We start from the raw sequence: 19886 nt of genomic DNA, 5'->3' as shown, positions 1-19886 counted from the left end.
TGGCAGCATAGCGAGCCATGAATAATAATATCACTGGAAGCAATCGAAAGAGTTAACTCTTTCATATCAATGGAGAATTGAGCAATGGCATTTGAACTACCAGCTCTTCCTTACGCGAAAGACGCGCTAGAACCACACATCTCAGCAGAAACGCTAGATTTCCACCACGGTAAGCACCACAACACTTACGTTGTTAAGCTAAACGGTCTTATCCCAGGTACTGAGTTTGAAGGCAAAACACTAGAAGAGATCATCAAGACTTCTACTGGTGGTGTTTTCAATAACGCTGCTCAAATCTGGAACCACACGTTCTACTGGCACTGTCTAGCTCCTCAAGCAGGCGGCGAACCAACTGGCGCTGTTGCAGAAGCTATCAACGCTGCATTCGGTTCTTTCGAAGAATTCAAAGCAAAATTCACTGATTCAGCAATCAACAACTTCGGTTCTTCTTGGACTTGGTTAGTTAAGAAAGCTGACGGTTCTCTAGACATCGTTAACACTTCTAACGCTGCTACTCCTCTAACAGAAGAAGGTGTTACTCCACTTCTAACTGTTGACCTATGGGAACACGCTTACTACATCGATTTCCGTAATGTTCGTCCTGACTACATGGCTGCATTCTGGAACCTAGTAAACTGGTCTTTCGTAGAAGAGAACCTAGCTAAGTAATCTATTACTTAAGCTGCGCTATTTTTAGCGAGTTATCTATCAAAAGCTCATGCCTAGGCGTGAGCTTTTTTGTATCTGCAGCATGAGTAACTTGAATATAAAGCCGCTAACTCAGTGTTCTTCAGCGTCACTTACCCACCCTAAATAAATTCCCTACTTACCTGTAATTAAAGACTAAAGTTTGCCGACTCGATGCCGTTAAAGGTGTATCAAATGAGAGGCATCATGCAAGTACATACTTTAGATAAAGCAGGAATCATCAACGAACTGAAGTTCGGCATCGGGATCAGCCAAGCGGTTGAGCAAGGTCGCCGTGCAGATTTCGCGTTGCTGTTATCTATGTTTTCTAATGATGTCCGAGATTGCACGCCCATCGACACCATCGAAGTCACAGAGACAACGGAAGCTCGCCTACGTAAACAGTTTGGCGTAGCTGAACCACAACAACTGCGTTCAAACCAATCGTCTTATGAGATTTCAGCACAACAGTCTAATCACTTTCACCAATCAAGCTTGGTGAGCGCTAAACTCTGTCATTACTTAAAACCTGAAGCTCTGGCGTTTATGCCCGAAGACACTGGAGACTTACCTGAAGAGGTTTACCAAAACCTTTCCGGTCACGATCGTCGTAAACTAGCCAACAAAAACCACCCAGATCTTCCGTCAGCGACGCTTTACAACGAGTTATCTACTGCTCAGCGTAAATATCAAATTCAGGCTCAGGTATAGCTTCAGTCTCACTTTATTTCTGTATCTCTATCTGCTTTGTTCAATTGGCGCCATTCGAATGATTCACGAGAGTTATATGAACCACCAGCCTTAGGCACCCCTCAATCAACACATGTCGATTACTACTTGAAGTTACTACAAAATGTGACGTGCCACTAAGTTCATAAAAAGTTATCAATTCACATACCTTAGTTTGAACCAATTCACACCCATTGTATGAATTTTAACCCATCCTTACCCGACACGGACGATTTGCTTAGGTACTGGGATGGAAATAAAAAGCTCAATCATATTGGTAACATCTGCTGGCTCGCGCCTAGGAGGGACGATAGCGAACCACTTTGTAAACCTTGGGGCCACCGTCATTCTCTGCGATAACGACACGGAAGCCCTTCAAGCAGCCTATTTACAATGCGCCCGATTCTCTGATTCTGTTTACCATTACCCGCTTGAGAGCAATGACAGCCAAGCTATTCTGAACGTGTTCGATTTCATCCAAACCACCTTCAATACCACACCCGACGTATTGGTGAATAATTGGGTGAGCTCTCCAATGCCTAGTCTAATCGGCGATCAGCCGGTTGGTGGCTTTATCAACGACCTATCCAATATGGCATCTACCCTCTTCGCCTTCGGTCAAATCAGTGCCGAAAGGTTACGTGCAGAAGACAAAGAAGGAGTGATCGTGAATGTCATATCGCACGATGACTTCCATGACGTGTCAGGCTTAGAGAGTGCCAACTCTATGATTACCGGTTTTACCCACAGTTGGGCCAAAGAGTTAACCCCATTTAACATCCGCGTTGGGGGGGTCGTTCCCGCTATTCACAATGCCGATGGAAAGTTAAACCGTTGCCACTGGGCCCAGCTTCAAGACGAGCTCACCAGAACGGCCGAGTACATCATATCTAACGATTACTTTAGCGGTCGCGTGGTTGCGGCGGAAGTTTAAATCCCTAAACAGTCACTCCCAGTTAAAACAAAGATCAAAAAAAGCCCCAGTCTCTCGACTGGGGCTTTAATCTTTTCCCGATAGATAAGTATCGTGCTAGCGAAAACTTATCTCATAACTAACGTCTTACTTATGCGTTAGCTTTTTCTTTTTTAGCTTTTGGCGCTGCTTTCGCTTCAGCTGGTTTTTGGTCAGCTTTCTTAAGGATAACTGTAGTACCTTCGAAAGTTTCACCTTCAACAAATGCTTTACCGTAGTAAGACGCTAGTAGTACTTCTTTCAGCTCAGTGATTAGTGGGTAACGTGGGTTAGCACCTGTACACTGGTCATCGAACGCTTCTACAGCTAGCTCTTCTAGCTTAGCGATGAAGTCTGCTTCAGATACACCTGCCGCCTGGATAGACGTTGGGATATCTAGGTTCAGTTTCAACTCTTCTAGCCATGCTAGTAGACGTTCAATCTTCTGAGCAGTACGGTCACCTTCTTGGCTTAGGCCTAGGTGGTCAGCTACTTCAGCGTAACGACGACGTGCTTGTGGGCGGTCGTATTGAGAGAACGCAGTTTGCTTAGTTGGGTTATCGTTCGCGTTGTAACGTACAACGTTAGAGATTAGTAGTGCGTTCGCCAGACCGTGTGGTAGGTGGAACTCAGCACCAATCTTGTGCGCCATAGAGTGACAAACACCTAGGAATGCGTTCGCGAATGCTACACCAGCGATAGTTGCTGCGTTGTGTACTTTCTCACGAGCGATTGGGTCGTTTGCACCGTTCGCGTAGCTTGATGGTAGGTACTCTTTAAGCATCTTAAGTGCTTGTAGAGCTTGACCATCAGAGTATTCGTTAGCAAGAACAGATACGTAAGCTTCTAGAGCGTGAGTTACTGCATCGTAACCACCAAATGCTGTTAGAGACTTAGGCATGTTCATTACTAGGTTAGCATCAACGATAGCCATGTTTGGCGTGATTTCGTAGTCAGCTAGTGGGTACTTAGCACCAGTCTTGTCGTCAGTAACAACCGCGAATGGAGTAACTTCTGAACCCGTACCTGAAGTTGTAGTGATACATACAAGCTCAGCTTTCTTACCCATTTTAGGGAACTTGTAGATACGTTTACGGATATCCATAAAGCGCATTGCTAGTTCTTCGAAGTGAGTTTCTGGGTGCTCGTACATAACCCACATGATCTTCGCAGCATCCATTGGTGAACCACCACCTAGAGCTAGGATTACGTCAGGTTGGAAGCTCTTCATTGCTTCAGCGCCTTTCTCAACAACAGATAGTGTTGGATCCGCTTCTACGTCGAAGAAAGTTTGAACTTCAATGCCTTGTGCTTTAAGCAGGCTAACTACGTCATCAGCGTAACCGTTGTTGAATAGAAAACGGTCAGTTACTAGGAATGCGCGTTTCTTACCTTCTAGGTCGCTCATTGCGATTGGAAGGCTACCACGACGGAAGTAGATAGACTTAGGTAGTTTGTGCCACAACATGTTTTCAGCTCGCTTCGCTACAGTTTTCTTGTTGATAAGGTGCTTAGGACCTACGTTCTCAGAGATAGAGTTACCACCCCATGAACCACAACCTAGAGTTAGAGAAGGTGCAACGTTGAAGTTGTACAGGTCACCGATACCACCGTGAGTAGTCGGGATGTTAATTAGGATACGAGCAGTCTTCATCTTGTCACCGAAGTAACGGATGCGGTCTGCGTTTGTATCTTGGTTAGTGTAAAGACCAGATGTATGACCGATACCACCGATTTCAACCATAGTTACCGCTTGAGCAACAGCGTCTTCGAAGTCGTCTGCACGGAATAGACCTAGAGTTGGAGACAGTTTCTCATGAGCGAACTCGTCATCGTAAGAAACTTTACCAAGACCTTCACCTACCAGTACTTTTGTATCAGCAGGAACTTTAACACCAGCCATTTCAGCGATTGCTGGAGCAGGTTGACCTACGATTTTAGCGTTTAGATTACCGTCGATAAGAAGTACTTTACGTACTTTGTCAGCGTCAGCTTTAGATAGAACGTGAGCTTTGTGAGAAGCGAAACGCTCTTTAACTTCTTCATATACATCGCTAACAACGATTGCAGCTTGCTCAGAAGCACATACAACGCCGTTATCGAATGTTTTAGACATTAGGATAGATGCTACAGCGCGTTTGATGTCAGCTGTTTCATCGATAACTACAGGCACGTTACCAGCACCAACACCGATTGCAGGCTTACCAGAAGAGTATGCTGCTTTAACCATGCCTGGACCACCAGTTGCGAGGATAAGTGCGATACCGTCGTGCTTCATAAGCGCGTTAGAAAGCTCTACAGATGGCTGGTCGATCCAACCGATGATGTCTTTTGGAGCACCCGCTGCTACCGCTGCGTCTAGAACCAGTTTAGCTGCGTCGTTAGTAGAGTTCTTTGCACGTGGGTGTGGCGAGAAGATGATGCCGTTACGTGTTTTAAGAGAAATTAGAGATTTGAAGATTGCTGTAGAAGTTGGGTTCGTTGTTGGAACGATACCACAGATGATACCTACAGGCTCAGCGATAGTCATTGTGCCTAGGTTGTCATCTTCTTCTAGGACGCCACATGTTTTTTCGTCTTTGTATTTGTTGTAGATAAATTCAGAAGCAAAGTGGTTCTTGATAACTTTATCTTCAACAATACCCATTCCAGATTCAGCGACTGCTTGTTGGGCTAGTGGGATACGAGCGTGGTTCGCTGCAAGAGAAGCTGCGCGGAAGATAGCATCAACTTTCTCTTGAGAGAATGTTGCAAACTCTTCTTGTGCTGCTTTAACGCGAGCTACTAGAGCATCAAGTTCCGCTAAGTTAGTTACAGGCATGGTGGATCTCCTAAAATAATAAATATTAAAAACTTTTTATTAAATTCGCTGCTTGCCTTAAACCCTTTAAAACAGCGTTCTTAGTAAATTGCTTTCAGGGCTGAGTATATTATTTCAGTGTGTGAAAAAAATTGACCCAGATCAGTTACCCAAAAAGAATTACCCAATTAGTGGTAAGGCAATCGCAAAAATAACCATAAGCTAATGATTTATATGGATTTAAATCACACTTTACTATCGAGCAAAAAACAAGCAGTCAGATAATTATTTTCTACTTCGTGTCATAAACTGTAAAAAAGTTTCATTTTTAATCAGTTCACTTACATGTATACGGCTAAAACTGTGCTACTGAGAGTATATCCATACCGTTGCAACGAGCTAGAAACTGTCATAATTTTTATTAAAAGCGTGCGTGAGATAACATTACGTTCAAATTAAGTTACAACACGAAACACGAGAAAACACCTTGTAACAATGATATTACAGACATGACACTCAATTAGTTTTTCTAAAAAACAGCCCCCTTTTCAGGTTAGTTTTTTTCATTCGCTCTCATTGAATTTGTCCCTTACATTACGCACTCTGACCGAGGTCAGATCAAACCCACTTTCCTACTTTAAGTTACTTGGAGATCGCTCCCATGCAAGGTTTAGAACTCGCAATCTTTATGCAATTCTTCCTTGGGCTTGTTGCAGCCGTAAACCCAATCGGCATCATGCCTGTGTTTGTTTCTCTTACTGCCCACATGCCGCCAGAAGAGAGAAACAGGACAGCCTTTCAGGCCAATATTGCCGTTGCTGTTATCTTGATTGTGTCGCTAGTGGCGGGGCAGTTGCTCCTCGACATGTTTAGCATTTCATTAGACTCATTCCGTGTTGCGGGTGGACTGCTGTTACTGAGCATCGCGTTTTCGATGATGAGCGGTAAGTTAGGTGAAGATAAGCAGAATAAGCAGGAAAAATCTGAGTACATCAGTAAAGAACAAATAGGTGTTGTTCCGTTAGCTATGCCTTTAATGGCGGGTCCAGGTGCAATCAGTTCTACCATTGTCTATGGATCGCGTTACCCAGCGGCAATCGATACTATCGGTATTGGTATCAGCATTATTGCATTCGCAACTTGCTCTTGGCTTCTGTTCCGTTCAGCGCCTGTTATCGTGCGCTTTTTAGGTCAAACTGGGATTAACGTTATCACCCGTATCATGGGCTTGATTCTTGGTGCACTTGGCATCGAGTTCATTGCGAATGGCTTGCGTAACCTATTCCCAGGATTAGCATAACCACAAACAGCACATAGTCACTTAACTGCGGCTATTTAATGTGGAACACATCTGAGGCGAGTAAAGCAATTTGGCTTTCACTCGCCTCGTTATTATGAAGCTTGTATAATGACGGTTAACGCATTTAATAGAAGACGAACCTCCCCTTATGTCACGCAAGCCACTCAAGCATCATTTGTACGTTATCATTTTTGGTACCCATACACCTGCCGGACGTGCGTTTGATATATCACTGATCATTGCAATCTTGGCTTCGCTTCTGGTTCTTATTCTAGAGTCCATTCCAAATGTAATGACAGAGTGGTCTCAAGAACTTCGTTACATCGAGTACACTTTCACCGCTCTATTCACTATCGAATATCTATTAAGGCTCTATTGTTCTCCAAAACCGAAATCTTACGCCACCAGCTTTTATGGCATTGTTGATCTGTTAGCGATTCTACCTACTTACCTAGCGATCTTCTTCCCAGGAGCTTCGTTTATGGGCGTTGTGAGATTGCTGCGTGTCATGCGTATCTTCCGAATTCTGAAGTTGGTTCGCTATCTACAAGATTCAAATATCCTGTTGCGTTCGCTATTGATGGCAAGACGAAAGATTCTGATCTTCTTTAGTACAGTCGGCATCTTAGTCGTTATCTTTGGCGCTTTGATATTTGTTATTGAAGGGCCAGAAAACGGATTCACCAGTATTCCCCACAGTATCTACTGGGCAATCGTCACCATCACCACCGTTGGCTACGGGGATATGGTGCCGCAAACAGCGATTGGTAAGGCTATCGCATCTCTCACAATGTTACTGGGTTACTCTATCCTTGCAGTACCTACCGGGATAATTACCGCCGAGCTAAGTAGTGAAATGAACTCTCACAAGGAGTTAGTCAAATGTCCGAACTGCAACCGTTCAGGACACGACCCTGACGCCATCTACTGTAAGCACTGTGCCAGTGAATTAGCCGACCCTGACAAACGTGTCGTCTCCGACAAGGCAGAATAGAAACCAAAAAAAGAGCTCCTAAAGAGCTCTTTTTTATTATTTCATTTAGCTGTTAACAACCGTCGGTAAACACTTCAACCTGATAGTCATCGTTCGCTTCCATCGCAGCCGTATATTTCACGTAGCACTGCGTATTCTCAATAGCGGTATTAAAGTCATTAGGAGGAACATCCGACAAATATTCCGATCGGGTAATCAGCCATAGGTCAGGGTCACTCACTGGCCCATTATTGTGCGCAGCCCATGTCCACTCTTTAGTTAAGTCATGAAACCCAGAATCAATCGCTAAAAAGTTTTCCATACCGCCTTTTTCAACCGCGGGGTAACCAAACTTCACTCGCCCATACTCTGGTATTAAATAAGACTCTTGGCCTTCCATTCCCTCAACGGCTGCTTTTTCGAATGCTAAATCAGCGGCGGTGTGAACTGATGCTCCTAACCCTTCCATAACTGAAGCTCTAGCATCATGTTGCATGTTTAAAAACCTAGGCGCCGCGACAACCGCTAAAACACCAATAATGACGATAACAACAACCAACTCGATAAGAGTAAAACCTTTCAGGTTCGATTTCATTTTCTAGCTCCAACTTTAAGACGCACGAAATGTAAGGTTTTAAAGTCAGGCCTTTGTCATTAGATACAAAAAAAGCGCCGTCAGGCGCTTCTTCTTTATTTATTCTCAGAAATGAGGCAGTTACGCTTTCTCAGCTAAGATAATACGTAGAGTACGACGTAGTGGTTCTGCAGCACCCCAAAGCAGTTGGTCACCAACCGTGAAGGCATTTAGGAAGTCGTTACCCATAGACATCTTACGTAGACGGCCTACTGGCACAGACATAGTGCCTGTTACTTTAGCTGGAGTCAGTTCTTGCGCCGTAATGTCACGATCGTTAGGAATCACTTTAACCCAATCGTTGTGAGTTGCGATGATCTCTTCAATCTCATCCATTGGAACGTCTTGCTTAAGCTTGATCGTTAGTGCTTGAGCGTGACAACGCATTGCGCCGATACGTACACAAGTACCATCAATTGGAATAGGCTGACCATCTAGGCCAAGAATCTTGTTCGCTTCAACGCCCGCTTTCCACTCTTCTTTACTCTGACCATTTTCACGCTTCACATCGATCCAAGGAATCAATGAGCCCGCCAGCGGAGCGCCAAACTGATCTGTTGGGAATGACGATGAACGAATGGTATCAGCAACTTTCTTATCAATATCAAGAATCGAACTTGCAGGATTTGCTAACTCAGAGCTCACGCTATCGTTAATCACACCCATTTGCGAGATAAGCTCACGCATGTTCTTAGCACCCGCGCCAGAAGCCGCCTGGTAAGTCATGGCACTCATCCATTCAACCATGCCCTTCTCATATAGGCCGCCCAGTGCCATAAGCATTAAGCTCACAGTACAGTTACCACCAACAAAAGTATTAGTACCGCTATGAATGCCTTGCTGGATTTGAGCCAAGTTAACAGGATCAAGAGTGATGATTGAATCAGCATCCATACGTAGAGTAGAAGCGGCATCAATCCAGTAACCTTTCCAGCCCGCTTGACGTAGCGCTGGGTAAACTTTTGATGTGTAATCGCCACCTTGACAAGTAATAACCGCATCAAGCTGCTTTAAGCTATCAATATCAAAAGCGTCTTGAAGTAGACCCGCATCTTTACCACCTAGAACAGGGGCAGGAATGCCAATCTGAGATGTACTGTAATAAACAGGCTCAATCAGGTCGAAGTCTTTCTCTTCGACCATACGTTGCATCAGTACAGAACCGACCATACCGCGCCAACCAACTAGACCTACTCTCATCTCTCACTCTCCATGTATAAATTAAAAATTGCTCTCCCCCATCTATAAGTTTTTCAGAAACAGAACTCAAGCGCTTTTTGTCAAAAAGTGTAACTTTTTCGTTTCTTTTAAGTGAACGCGATGAATCGCAAAGTTATCTCAATACAGAGATTCGGCCTCCACTCTATTGATAGAAACACCAACCCCGTTAAATTCAGCCATTTATCGCGCTAAATCTAACAATCAAACCCCGATCACAAACAGTAATTACCTCTATTAAACCATGGTTAATTGGCATTTTATTTTACAAAACGGAAACAACGTGCGACAGAATTAAACATGTAACAATCATGAATTTAACAAAAATTTAGATTATGAAACCATAATGGGTCCGATATGCAGTCAAATATCACAACTTAGGCGTATTTTTTCGATATAATAATCTAATTACTGTAGTGTCCATTTAGTACCCCACAATATAATGAAGCACTATAAATGCTCGAAATCACAAGAGGCTTTTATGAAGCAGAGTAAAACTCGCCTACCGAACCTGATGCAGGTATTCATCGCGTTAGGACTATTTCTATCCCTTGCTTTTTCCTTTACAGCAAAGCTTGACCTTCCAATCCAACTCGCCTTGTACATTGGTTGGTTCATTATCATGGTGCTTGGTATTCGTCTTGGACACCAATACAAAGACTTAGAAAAAGCAGCACTAAAAGGAATATCTAACGGTTTAGGCGCAGTTTTAATACTTTTAGCCGTTGGCGCTCTTGTTGGTACTTGGATCTCTGGCGGGATCGTACCGACCATCATTTACTATGGTCTAAAAGCTATCCATCCTTCTATCTTCCTTTTGGCGACCATGATCATCTGTTCTCTAACAGCGTTGGCTACTGGTACTTCTTGGGGTGCTGCTGGTACAGCGGGTATTGCGATGATGGGTATTGGCCAAGGCCTAGGTGTTCCTGCGCCAATTACGGCAGGTGCAGTACTTTCAGGTTGTTACTTTGGTGACAAAATGTCTCCACTTTCTGATTCAGTAATTTTGGCTTCTTCTATGTCTAACGTAGAAGTGGTTGAACACATCAAAGGCATGCTGCCTGTAGCATTAATCAGCTACGTTATTACTGGCATCATGTTTACCGCGTTTGGCTTCCACTACGCCGGTAACGTTGACATGAGCCAAGTAGAATCTGTTATCAAAGCGATGGAAGTTCAGTTCTACATCACGCCATATTCATTTGTTCCAGTACTGATCGTATTAGGTCTACTGGCTTTCCGTATGCCTTCATTCCCGGTAATCAGCTTTGGTTCTCTGTTAGGTATTATCTGGGCAGTTATGATTCAAGAGATCGACTTCCTAACAGCATTCAACACAGCATGGGCACCATTCTCTATCTCCTCTGGCGTGGACTTCATTGACTCAATCCTAAACCGCGGTGGTATGTCTTCAATGCTGGGTTCGGTTGCGGTTATCGTATTTGGTTTAGGCTTTGGTGGCTTGCTAGATAAAGTCGGCGTGCTAGAGACAATTGCGAAGGTATTCGAACGCCGCGTAAACAGCGCAGGTTCGCTAGCAACAAGCACAATCGGTACGGCTTTCATGGGTAACGTATTTGGCTCTGCAATGTACGTATCACTGATCCTTACACCAAAAATCTGTGCTAAGAACTACGACCGTCTAGGTTACAAGCGTAAGAACTTATCTCGTAACGCTGAGTTCGGTGGTACGTTGACATCAGGTATGGTGCCTTGGAGTGACAACGGTATCTACATGGCGAGCATCCTAGGCGTTGCAACGCTGTCGTACGCACCATTCATGTGGCTAAGCTTCATCTGTATCATCGTGACTATCGTAACCTCTTACATGGGTTGGTTCGTTGATAAATGTGAACCAACAGTACCAGCCGTTGAAACGGAAGAAGCGGCAGAGCTGACTAAGCAACAAGCCTAGTCTCCATCACTCTAAGCCAGAGAGCGTAAGTACAAAACCTTAATGGCATAGACAAAAAAGAGCGCCCTAGAGCGCTCTTTTTATTGGGTTATTTATTTGCGGTTCGTTTACCCAGCCAATAACCGATACCTAATGGTGCGAAGAACACCACCAAGATAAACAGAATAAAGTAGATAATCACACCCTTGATTAGCTCCATCAGCTTATCAATCGCGAGTACAACCACTTCTTGCGAAACGCGATCTAAATCTTGAGTGAACAACTCTCTTTCTGATGTCACGATACCCGCGATCTCGATACGCTCTTTCTCGATCATCTGAACTAACGCTTCTCTCTCACGCGTGACCATCTTTTCTAACGCCACACGCTCATCACTCAGCATAGCCAGTTTTTGGTCTGTTTTGTCGCTAAGATCATTAAGCAGCGGCTGCATTTCTGCCGACATAATAGAAGCCAGTGTTTGCATGTATTCAGGATTGTTCTCAATAAAGTCCTGCATGCTTGCTGACGTTTGGCGAAGGCTTTCTAATGTCATAGATAAATCTTCCCCCGTCAGCGAGCTATTCATCGCCACTAACTCTGCTTTCCAAGACATCAGCTTTGGCGTTTGATCCGCCATCAGGCTTAAACGATCGGATGCATCGCTCATCGCTTCTGGCATGGTACCTAGACTCTGAACAATCTGTGATTCATCTTTTCCAAGGTAAGTTAACCATTCTCGATAAGCAGGCGTGCTTCTGAAAGTTAGGTCGTTAAATGGGTTGCTCGCAACAAACTCAGCAACGAATGCTTTGCTCTTCTTAAAGTCACTCGAGCTCAAAACGCCCTTTGCTAGCTTCTCTGCTTCTTGGTTGAGAGAACGTGCAGTGTTAGCCGCATGATCCGTCGTGAACAGATTCGCTCCTTCACCTTCGGCATAGAATTGATTCATTTGCGCAGTAAACACCCAAGTATCAATGAGTGCAGACATCGGAGAGGTTTGGTAAGCCGCTTGCTGTAAGCCCTGCTCAGCATGGATCTTCCAAAGCAAAACGTAAGATTGATGTAAGGTGTCATCAGCAGGATAAGATTGCGCGATTAAATCAGCCGAGTCTTCAACTTGTGTAAAAAACAGCTTTGCGTATTCACGCGTCATGAGCCGAGCATTCAGCTCTTGTTGAGTGAGAGGCGTCGTTTGACTATCTAACTTAACTTCCAATAGAGAACAACCACTTAGCACAATACTAAGCACCAACACCATCCAACTTCGACTCGAAACTCGTAACATATAAACCTCTGACAAAGACTAAGGGCGCGGATTGTATGAACACTTCGTCAGAGTATTGTCAAAACTCCCGCAAAAGTTAACGCTGATTATCTAAATATTCGACAGCAGAATCCACAGAGGCTTTTATCGCCAGCTCGAGTTCATTCAAGTCGTGTTCGCTGATCGCTCGAGATTGTTTCATTGTCATCTCAATACTTGCGGCAATAATGGCTAATCGCGACGCTTTAATGCTACCTGCCACACCTTTTAAGCTATGAACAACACGTGCGGCTGAGGTTTCATCTTTAGTCAGTAGCGCTTTAAACTTCTCATAGTCGTCCGCATGGTCTTGAACAAACACTCCAAGCAACAATTCAACCGACTCTGCATCGCCATCGAGTGTTTCGAGCATCTCTTCAATATCAATCGCTGGTTTCGAATCCGTCACACTGGCAACGTGTCGCTCAGCTGTTGGTGCCTCAATCGTATTTGGTTGACTTTCAATGTTCGCATTCTGTTTCTGTTGCTGTTGCTGTTGCTGTAGAAAGTCTGATGGCTCATTCACTACCGTTTCTGGTACTTCTTGTTTAGTCTCGTGCTGCTCGGTTGCCAAAGGAGAAGAATCACCACTGCTTTCTGAAAACAGTTCCTCATCCTTATCAGCAAATTGAACAACCCTTTCTTCGCTAGGTTCAGGAGAGGTATTCTGGTCAACTGCAAATTGCGGAGAGGCCTTTCTGACACTCGCGCTCCAAACAATCAGAGCCACCATAGCAGCCAAGCTCAGACCTAACATTGCGACCAGCAAATTAAACTGGCGCTCATGATATTCTGACTCTAACTTAATGATCTGCTTGTTCACCGAGTTCTGCTTAATCTTATCGACTAAAAAGTTTAGCTGTGCGTAATCTACGAGCAATGCGGAAGCATCAGCCAGTAGTTGTTGAATCGCGTCTTGCTCTGGCGTTTTCAACTTGTAAGATTTCTCGAGAATAGAATCAAAAGCTCGGTAAGTCGCCGATGAGCTTTGGCTGTCTGAGTACATCGCCTCAAACACCACTACACCAAATTCATTTAGCAACGGTTTTAACTTAGGAGATAACTGCTTATCTGCACGTAACAGCTTGATGTTATCGACAATCTCTTGAACCTGACTTTCGATTGGAATGAACTCGTCAAATTTGTCCAAGAACTGGTCTGCCACATAAAGCAGTTGGTTTACGTCAGGGCGGAAAAATGCGTTTTGGAAATCGGATTCGATCTGAAGTCGAATCGAATAAACTAATTGAGCGTCAAGAGCTAACTCATTGATGCGTGAGACGCGAAGTGGTTCCGAGAAATAGAGTGACTGTCTTAATTCGTTAACGCGAATACCCAGCTCTTCGATTTGAGCAAGAGAGTTTGTGTAGGAACGGCTTAGGTTGAGAAGTGCCAATGAAGGAAGTAGCCACAGAACCAAAATCACAACTAAGAAAGTGGCTGGTTTATTAAAGCGAGTGGGCTTTGCTACTGATTGTTCCATCTATATTCCTTGTGCGTGTTAACTTGAAGCCATTATTGCCATGGCGAAGACACAAAGCACAAAAACAAGCGACAGCATCCTACTGCCGCTTACTATTCACTTCGGACTATGACTTATTACGAGTCAGTTGGTCACGTAAGTTGGGCGGTGTGCCTTTAATCGTTAGTGTATCTGTCTCCGGATCATAGAAGATACGCTCGCCTAGAAGCAGACTATCAAAACTAACATTCAAACCGCCACCAGCACCAACAAATTTTGTTAGTTTACGCATAGTTGCGCGATCTGCAGGGAAGCTGTCTTCTAACTCGTAGCCTTGCTCACTAGTATAGTCAAAGAAGCTGGTGCCATCTGAGCTTGCTGGTAATTCGCCAGACAGTTCACGCACTTGAACCTCATCACCCGCTTTTAACTGCTCGTTACAGTAATCAGCAACCTGCTTTTTGTAGCTGATCGCTTCCTCTTTCTCTAATTTAGAATCAGAAACAAAATCTTCTACCGCTTGCATCAGCACCTGGTTTTGCAGTTTTGCATCCAGACCTACTTCCGCTTGAAGAAAATCTAAGAAGAAGTCAGCCACTTTACGACCAACACGTCCTTTAATGTACGTAAGGTAACGATTTGACTCTTTGTCTGTCTCGTAAGTAGAAAGATCTAAGCGAGCGGCAATGTCCATTTTAGAGATATCTAAGTAGTCAGTCGCACTGATATCTAGCCCTTCTGTGACCTTCAAGCTCTGGTTTGAAGGCAGTAGACCAATGAAAAGGTAGTCAGTTGCAAGAGACTGATATTCAGCCATTACCAGGATGCCTTCATCAGCAAATGGGTATTTTGAAAGCTCGTCTTTTAGACGTTGCGCACTCTTTTGAGAAAAATCGTAAAAGTTTGTCTCACCAGCACGAAGTTGATGCAACCACTGTTGGAATTCGCTGTCAGATTTGAAAGAACCAAACCCTTTGCCTGCTTTTGAGTTAAAAACACGATGAAGTTCAGCAACTAGGCTTTCAGAAGAAGCATCGTTTTCTAGAGATTCAGCACGATAGTTAACAATCAGTTCTTCCTGATCGTTCTTGCTCAGCTGGTGTAAAATTACGTTGGAAAGGTGAAGGCTCATAGTGAAAATATTACCGTTCAGGTTTCAGTTGTCGTGCATAGTAGGTTATCATAAGCCGCTTTTACTATCATTATTAGAGTCCTTATGCCGATTATATCTAAATACACAGATGAACAAGTTGAAAAAATCCTAGCTGAAGTAGGTGCTGTACTATCTAAGCACAAAGCTTCACCAGAACTTTCACTGATGATCGCTGGAAATATCGCAACCAATGTCTTAAATCAGAACGTTGCTGCTTCACAACGCAAAGGAATTGCTGAAAAATTTGCCGAGGCTTTAATTTCTTCTCTTGAAGATAAAAAGTCTCACTAAATTTGATTGACGGATAAAAGAATTATAAATGGTAGACAGCGCAAACTCATATAGCGATCGTGTATCTCGACTGGTTGGTTGGGGTCACTGGTTTGCATTTTTCAACATCATTGCTGCGATGTTGATTGGTACTCGTTATATCACTCAATCTGCTTGGCCAGAAACCCTGCTGGGTCAATTCTACTTGGCTGCTTCATGGGTTGGTCATTTCGGCTTTTTGGTATTTGCGCTCTATCTATTAGTGCTGTTCCCGCTCACATTTATTCTTCCGTCGAGGAAGTTATTGCGTTTGGTTGCCGTTTGCTTTGCGACCATAGGTTTAACTGTCCTGTTGATTGATACTCAAACGTATCAAAATATAAACCTCCACCTGACGCCTGTCGTGTGGGAGGTTTTATTCAGTGGAGAGGAATCTGCATTTACATCTGATTTGCAGCACCTCTTCATTGTTATGCCGCTTATTTTCTTATTGCAGCTTGGCCTATCTGAATGGGTTTGGCGTAAGCAGCGTAAACTTTCTCATAAACACATCGGCCGTCCAATCACCGCCGTCTTCTTCTTGTGTTTCATCAGTAGCCACCTGACTTACATGTGGGCTGATGCGTACTTCTATAACCCAATTACGAGCCAAAAAGCGAACTTCCCACTGTCTTATCCAATGACAGCGAAAAGCTTTATGGAGAAACATGGTCTGTTAGACCGTGAAGAATATCTAGAGCGCTTAGAAGCGAACAAAGGCAATGTAAACCTTGTTAGCTACCCGCTAGAAGAAATTCAGTACAACCGCCGCAGTGATGATTTGAACATCCTGATGGTGAGTGTGAATAACCTGCGCGCAGATGCTCTTAACGAAACATCAATGCCAAACAGCTACGCATTTGCACAACAGTCGATCAATTTCACCAACCATTACAGTTCTAGCAACGACATGTTTGGTATTTTTGGCTTGTTCTATGGCCTTCCTAGCAGCTACGCAAGCAGTATTGAAGCTCAAGGTGCAAGTTCAGTTCTGTTGGATGTATTAGATAACCACAATTACAAGTTTGCTGCATTCAGCGGTGACAACTTTGACGATGCACTGTACTCGGACATCATCTTCCGAGGCCGTAAAATCATGTCAGAGCAAGCGACGTTTAATGACCACAGTGCAATCCAAGCCTGGTCAAACTGGGTGGAATCACCGAAAGCCAAACGTCCTTGGTTCAACTTTATTGAGCTAACAACACTGGACAACTTTGCAAGCTCAGAAGCAGAATCAGATTCAGCGTTAACAACCGCAGAACGTTTTGCTGCCGATTACCAAAAATCAGCTCAAGCAGCGGACACACAGCTTGCAACCATCTACGCTGAATTGGAACGCTTAGATCTTATCGATAATACGGTAGTTATCATTACCTCTAATCACGGTACTGAGTTTAACGAAACCAAGACTAACAGCTGGGGTGCAAACTCTAACTACAGCCGTTATCAACTGCAGGTTCCTCTGTTTATCAGCTGGCCAGGTAAATCAGCGTCTGAGTACACTCACCGCTCTAGCCACTTAGATATTTCAGTAACACTAATGCAAGAGCTACTGGGTGTATCTTCAAACCCAACTGACTTTAGCAGCGGCCGTAGCTTGTTTGATGAGCGTAAGAGAAAATGGGTTCTTGCGGGTGATTCTCGTGAGTTAGCGCTTGTGACAGATAAGCAAACTACGGTGTTAGATAAGTTTGGTAACTACAAGCTGTACGACCAAGATTACCAACGACTAAAAAATGTAAGCCCTCGCTTACCAGTTCTAATGCAAGGTCTCACTGAATTACAGCGATTCTACGCAAAGAATGATTAAATGATCACCAAACTAAAAAGGGAAGCCAGTAGCTTCCCTTTTTTATTGCCGTTAATGCCTAGAAAACAAGCAAGAGAACAAATTTATGTAAATTAGGGGTTTACAAGATCCTCATGCCCTTATATTATTCACGCCACTGGAGGGATGGCTGAGTGGTCGAAAGCACCGGTCTTGAAAACCGGCAACCGTTAATAGCGGTTCTAGGGTTCAAATCCCTATCCCTCCACCACATTAGAGAAAGCCGCTGAGAAATCAGCGGCTTTTTTGCATCTGGGGTTTACTACTTATCTTTATGTTTCCTTCTCAGACTAAGTAAACCGGGTAGCCGTTAATAACGAGACTCACGGTTATCTCGCCTTCCCCCCTTTGTTACCTAGCCGAGCTCTCAACTAAAGATTCCAGTTATTATCTATCTAGTTCACAACTCTCGTGACTCATGCAGTTCTTTAGCATTCTCTTTTAACTTTTAGCTATCCGTTTTTAGTTGTTGGTTACGATAAAACATCAGCAAAGCGCACAATAAATGGCCATTCAATACAAAAATATCGAAAAGCGTTCATAAATAAAGCAGTCAGTTAATAAGGGTATTTACAAGCCAAAGCCACCCTTATATTATACGCGGCATCGGAGGGATGGCTGAGTGGTCGAAAGCACCGGTCTTGAAAACCGGCAACCGTTAATAGCGGTTCTAGGGTTCAAATCCCTATCCCTCCACCACATTAAAGAAAGCCGCTGAGAAATCAGCGGCTTTTTTGTATCTGAAGAAAACCTGGCTTAGACGGTCAACTATCCGCTGCTAGTGCTGCTTTCAAAAGCTGCATGTGAATCGGTACCAAATCTTGGTGCTGGGTACGATAACCTCCCCCAACAACACACGCCATTGGAATAGACTCTGATTTTGCTAAGTTAATCATGAAGCAATCTCGTTCAAAGATCCCTTGCGTCGATACATTCAAGTAACCCAACTCGTCATCTTGGTGGATATCGACACCTGCATCATAAATGATCAAATCAGGTTGGTGATGCGCAATCGCCAGCTTAGTCACTTGCTCAAAACAACGCAGAAACTCTCCATCTTCCGTTTCGCGACTTAATGGCACATCCAGATCCGATAATGGCTTTCTTGCAGGGAAGTTTTTATCGCAGTGGAAAGACAGAGTAATAATCTCATCGCTCTCTTGGCAGAGTGTCGCCGTACCATCGCCATGGTGTACGTCACTGTCTACGATCAGCACCTTATCAACCTGTTCAAAGGTAAGTGCATGCTTCGCTGCCAACACCAGATCATTCAACAAACAAAATCCGCTGCCAAAATCATGGTGCGCGTGGTGATAGCCTCCACTCAAGTGAATGGCTAACCCACTCTCAATGGCCATATCCGCAGCTAGGCAAGTGCCGCCGCTTGAATAGAGCGTCCTTTCAATCAACTGTTCGCTCCACGGAAAACCAATGCGTCTCATCTTCGCCGCTGGCAAACTCCCAGAAACAAGCAAATCGACATAGTCACCGTCGTGAACCTGTTTGACTTGTTCTACCGACACCGGCTTTGGTTCAAACACTTCAAACATATTCTTCCAAAGTGGATCGCTATCCATTAGCGCCTCAACCGCACTATGTAACAACTGGTATTTGTTGATTGGGTAACGATGGCCTTCTGGTAAAGGCAGCTGCGAATAAATTGGGTGGTAAATTAAAGGAATCATAATCGAGTTAATTGCTTATCTTTCTCAAAATCATAACAGCATCAGACTTGGCGACAACCCAAATTAATGATAACAATTATCATTATCCTTAAATATATTCGGAGAAAGTAATGAAAAACCTAATACTTACCCTTGGGGTGATCTGTGGCTCAGCGACAGCAGTAATGATTTTTGTCGGAATGCTAATGGCCAGTTGGTGGGCCGTTGATTTTCTGGTGTTAAGCCATCAAACTTAACTAATTGAACTGAAAAGGAATCACCATGAGCGTTATTTTTATTACTGGAGCAAACCGAGGCATTGGTTTAAGCCTTGCTCAGCAATACCTTAAGGACAATCACACCGTTTACGCTACCTATCGTGATACTTCATCGGCACATGAGTTACTGTCACTCGCAGAACACCACAGCAACTTAACCTGCATTCAACTGGACATCACTGATTATCAAGCCACCAGCAAGCTACCTGCTCAAATACAGCGCATTGATATTCTGATTAACAATGCTGGCTATTACGGTCCTAAAGGTTACGGACTGGGTAACACCAACGTAGAAGAGTGGCGACGCGTTTTTGAGGTCAACACTATTGCGCCATTGAAGCTAGTTGAAACACTTCTTCCTATTCTAGAAGCCAGTGATGTGAAAAAGATCGCTTGTTTATCTTCTCGAGTGGGCAGCATGGCAGAAAATACATCTGGCGGAGGCTACATCTACCGCTCCTCTAAAGCAGCTCTCAACTCGGTTGTTAAAAGTTTAAGCAACGATCTAACCAGCAACGGCTTCACGGTATTGGCACTGCACCCAGGTTGGGTACAGACAGAAATGGGTGGCCCTAATGCCCTTATTGACACAAACACTTCAGCGTCTGGTCTTATTAAAGTCATCGCATCTGCCAGCACTGAAGTAAGTGGTCACTTCTTCAATTTCGATGGTAGTGAAATAGACTGGTAGGT

At 44.0% G+C, this 19886-nt stretch carries 16 protein-coding genes and 2 tRNA genes; 11 read left to right on the top strand and 7 right to left on the bottom strand.

The window, feature by feature from the left end:
• The first annotated feature begins 84 nt into the window (after window positions 1-84).
• From sodB to L0991_02490, 3 genes are all read left to right on the top strand, one after another.
• Window positions 85-669, top strand: a complete 585-nt coding sequence (gene sodB, locus L0991_02500) for a superoxide dismutase [Fe] (protein XGB62950.1) — start codon at window positions 85-87, stop codon at window positions 667-669.
• Window positions 670-882: 213 nt separating this feature from the next.
• On the top strand, window positions 883-1398 hold the full coding sequence (locus L0991_02495) for a hypothetical protein (protein ID XGB62949.1): 516 nt from the start codon (window positions 883-885) through the stop codon (window positions 1396-1398).
• Window positions 1399-1666: 268 nt separating this feature from the next.
• Window positions 1667-2350, top strand: coding sequence for an SDR family oxidoreductase (locus L0991_02490; GenBank protein XGB62948.1), 684 nt, complete (start codon window positions 1667-1669; stop codon window positions 2348-2350).
• Between the two features lie 130 nt (window positions 2351-2480).
• Here L0991_02490 and adhE read toward each other — a convergent pair whose 3' ends face one another.
• Window positions 2481-5189, bottom strand: a complete 2709-nt coding sequence (adhE, locus tag L0991_02485) for a bifunctional acetaldehyde-CoA/alcohol dehydrogenase (GenBank protein ID XGB62947.1) — start codon at window positions 5187-5189, stop codon at window positions 2481-2483.
• A gap of 640 nt (window positions 5190-5829) precedes the next feature.
• Between adhE and L0991_02480 the strand changes: the two genes are divergently transcribed.
• Together L0991_02480 and L0991_02475 are read left to right on the top strand one after the other, a co-directional pair.
• On the top strand, window positions 5830-6468 hold the full coding sequence (locus tag L0991_02480) for a YchE family NAAT transporter (GenBank protein ID XGB62946.1): 639 nt from the start codon (window positions 5830-5832) through the stop codon (window positions 6466-6468).
• Window positions 6469-6616: 148 nt separating this feature from the next.
• Window positions 6617-7462 (top strand): ion transporter, encoded by an 846-nt coding sequence (locus L0991_02475; GenBank protein ID XGB62945.1) that lies wholly within the window; start codon window positions 6617-6619, stop codon window positions 7460-7462.
• A 52-nt stretch (window positions 7463-7514) separates the two neighbouring features.
• Here L0991_02475 and L0991_02470 read toward each other — a convergent pair whose 3' ends face one another.
• A complete protein-coding gene (locus tag L0991_02470) occupies window positions 7515-8036 on the bottom strand; it encodes a prepilin-type N-terminal cleavage/methylation domain-containing protein (GenBank protein XGB62944.1) in 522 nt (173 codons plus the stop codon).
• Between the two features lie 120 nt (window positions 8037-8156).
• Window positions 8157-9275, bottom strand: a complete 1119-nt coding sequence (asd, locus tag L0991_02465) for an aspartate-semialdehyde dehydrogenase (protein XGB62943.1) — start codon at window positions 9273-9275, stop codon at window positions 8157-8159.
• Window positions 9276-9774: 499 nt separating this feature from the next.
• Between asd and nhaC the strand changes: the two genes are divergently transcribed.
• The gene (gene nhaC / locus L0991_02460; protein ID XGB62942.1) at window positions 9775-11211 is read left to right on the top strand and encodes a Na+/H+ antiporter NhaC; all 1437 of its coding nucleotides are present in this window, start codon (window positions 9775-9777) and stop codon (window positions 11209-11211) included.
• Between the two features lie 88 nt (window positions 11212-11299).
• On the opposite strand, the gene L0991_02455 is transcribed toward nhaC, so the two are convergent.
• The 3 genes from L0991_02455 to yejK form a co-directional block, all read right to left on the bottom strand.
• A complete protein-coding gene (locus L0991_02455) occupies window positions 11300-12478 on the bottom strand; it encodes a chemotaxis protein (GenBank protein XGB62941.1) in 1179 nt (392 codons plus the stop codon).
• 76 nt (window positions 12479-12554) lie between these two features.
• Window positions 12555-13979, bottom strand: coding sequence for an Hpt domain-containing protein (locus L0991_02450; GenBank protein XGB62940.1), 1425 nt, complete (start codon window positions 13977-13979; stop codon window positions 12555-12557).
• Window positions 13980-14085: 106 nt separating this feature from the next.
• Window positions 14086-15090: a nucleoid-associated protein YejK gene (yejK, locus tag L0991_02445; GenBank protein ID XGB62939.1), complete on the bottom strand. Its 1005-nt coding sequence runs from the start codon at window positions 15088-15090 to the stop codon at window positions 14086-14088.
• Window positions 15091-15174: 84 nt separating this feature from the next.
• Here yejK and L0991_02440 point away from each other — a divergent pair, with 84 nt between their 5' ends.
• The 4 genes from L0991_02440 (at window position 15175) to L0991_02425 (ending at window position 17950) form a co-directional block, all read left to right on the top strand.
• Window positions 15175-15402 carry a YejL family protein gene (locus tag L0991_02440; protein XGB62938.1) on the top strand — a complete coding sequence of 76 codons (228 nt, stop codon included), beginning with the start codon at window positions 15175-15177 and terminating at the stop codon, window positions 15400-15402.
• Window positions 15403-15430: 28 nt separating this feature from the next.
• Window positions 15431-17233 carry a DUF3413 domain-containing protein gene (locus L0991_02435; protein ID XGB62937.1) on the top strand — a complete coding sequence of 601 codons (1803 nt, stop codon included), beginning with the start codon at window positions 15431-15433 and terminating at the stop codon, window positions 17231-17233.
• 138 nt (window positions 17234-17371) lie between these two features.
• Window positions 17372-17462: transfer RNA gene (locus L0991_02430), tRNA-Ser, on the top strand.
• Window positions 17463-17859: 397 nt separating this feature from the next.
• A tRNA-Ser gene (locus L0991_02425) sits at window positions 17860-17950 on the top strand.
• 65 nt (window positions 17951-18015) lie between these two features.
• Here the strand turns inward: L0991_02425 and L0991_02420 are convergent.
• Window positions 18016-18936: a histone deacetylase gene (locus tag L0991_02420; protein XGB62936.1), complete on the bottom strand. Its 921-nt coding sequence runs from the start codon at window positions 18934-18936 to the stop codon at window positions 18016-18018.
• A 261-nt stretch (window positions 18937-19197) separates the two neighbouring features.
• Between L0991_02420 and L0991_02415 the strand changes: the two genes are divergently transcribed.
• Window positions 19198-19884, top strand: coding sequence for an SDR family oxidoreductase (locus L0991_02415; GenBank protein XGB62935.1), 687 nt, complete (start codon window positions 19198-19200; stop codon window positions 19882-19884).
• The last annotated feature ends 2 nt before the right edge of the window (window positions 19885-19886 follow it).

It is taken from the genome of Vibrio chagasii (assembly GCA_041879415.1).
Lineage (GTDB): Bacteria > Pseudomonadota > Gammaproteobacteria > Enterobacterales > Vibrionaceae > Vibrio.
This window is presented reverse-complemented; position numbering and strand designations above follow the sequence as displayed.

Excerpts from the sequence above, each read along its gene's own strand:
- adhE (XGB62947.1), bottom strand. The coding sequence starts at position 5,189 with ATGCCTGTAACTAACTTAGCGGAACTTGATGCTCTAGTAGCTCGCGTT.
- L0991_02480 (XGB62946.1), top strand. The coding sequence starts at position 5,830 with ATGCAAGGTTTAGAACTCGCAATCTTTATGCAATTCTTCCTTGGGCTT.
- L0991_02455 (XGB62941.1), bottom strand. The coding sequence starts at position 12,478 with ATGTTACGAGTTTCGAGTCGAAGTTGGATGGTGTTGGTGCTTAGTATT.
- yejK (XGB62939.1), bottom strand. The coding sequence starts at position 15,090 with ATGAGCCTTCACCTTTCCAACGTAATTTTACACCAGCTGAGCAAGAAC.
- L0991_02450 (XGB62940.1), bottom strand. The coding sequence starts at position 13,979 with ATGGAACAATCAGTAGCAAAGCCCACTCGCTTTAATAAACCAGCCACT.
- L0991_02440 (XGB62938.1), top strand. The coding sequence starts at position 15,175 with ATGCCGATTATATCTAAATACACAGATGAACAAGTTGAAAAAATCCTA.
- nhaC (XGB62942.1), top strand. The coding sequence starts at position 9,775 with ATGAAGCAGAGTAAAACTCGCCTACCGAACCTGATGCAGGTATTCATC.
- L0991_02495 (XGB62949.1), top strand. The coding sequence starts at position 883 with ATGAGAGGCATCATGCAAGTACATACTTTAGATAAAGCAGGAATCATC.
- L0991_02420 (XGB62936.1), bottom strand. The coding sequence starts at position 18,936 with ATGATTCCTTTAATTTACCACCCAATTTATTCGCAGCTGCCTTTACCA.
- L0991_02490 (XGB62948.1), top strand. The coding sequence starts at position 1,667 with ATGGAAATAAAAAGCTCAATCATATTGGTAACATCTGCTGGCTCGCGC.
- L0991_02415 (XGB62935.1), top strand. The coding sequence starts at position 19,198 with ATGAGCGTTATTTTTATTACTGGAGCAAACCGAGGCATTGGTTTAAGC.
- L0991_02470 (XGB62944.1), bottom strand. The coding sequence starts at position 8,036 with ATGAAATCGAACCTGAAAGGTTTTACTCTTATCGAGTTGGTTGTTGTT.
- asd (XGB62943.1), bottom strand. The coding sequence starts at position 9,275 with ATGAGAGTAGGTCTAGTTGGTTGGCGCGGTATGGTCGGTTCTGTACTG.
- L0991_02475 (XGB62945.1), top strand. The coding sequence starts at position 6,617 with ATGTCACGCAAGCCACTCAAGCATCATTTGTACGTTATCATTTTTGGT.
- L0991_02435 (XGB62937.1), top strand. The coding sequence starts at position 15,431 with ATGGTAGACAGCGCAAACTCATATAGCGATCGTGTATCTCGACTGGTT.
- sodB (XGB62950.1), top strand. The coding sequence starts at position 85 with ATGGCATTTGAACTACCAGCTCTTCCTTACGCGAAAGACGCGCTAGAA.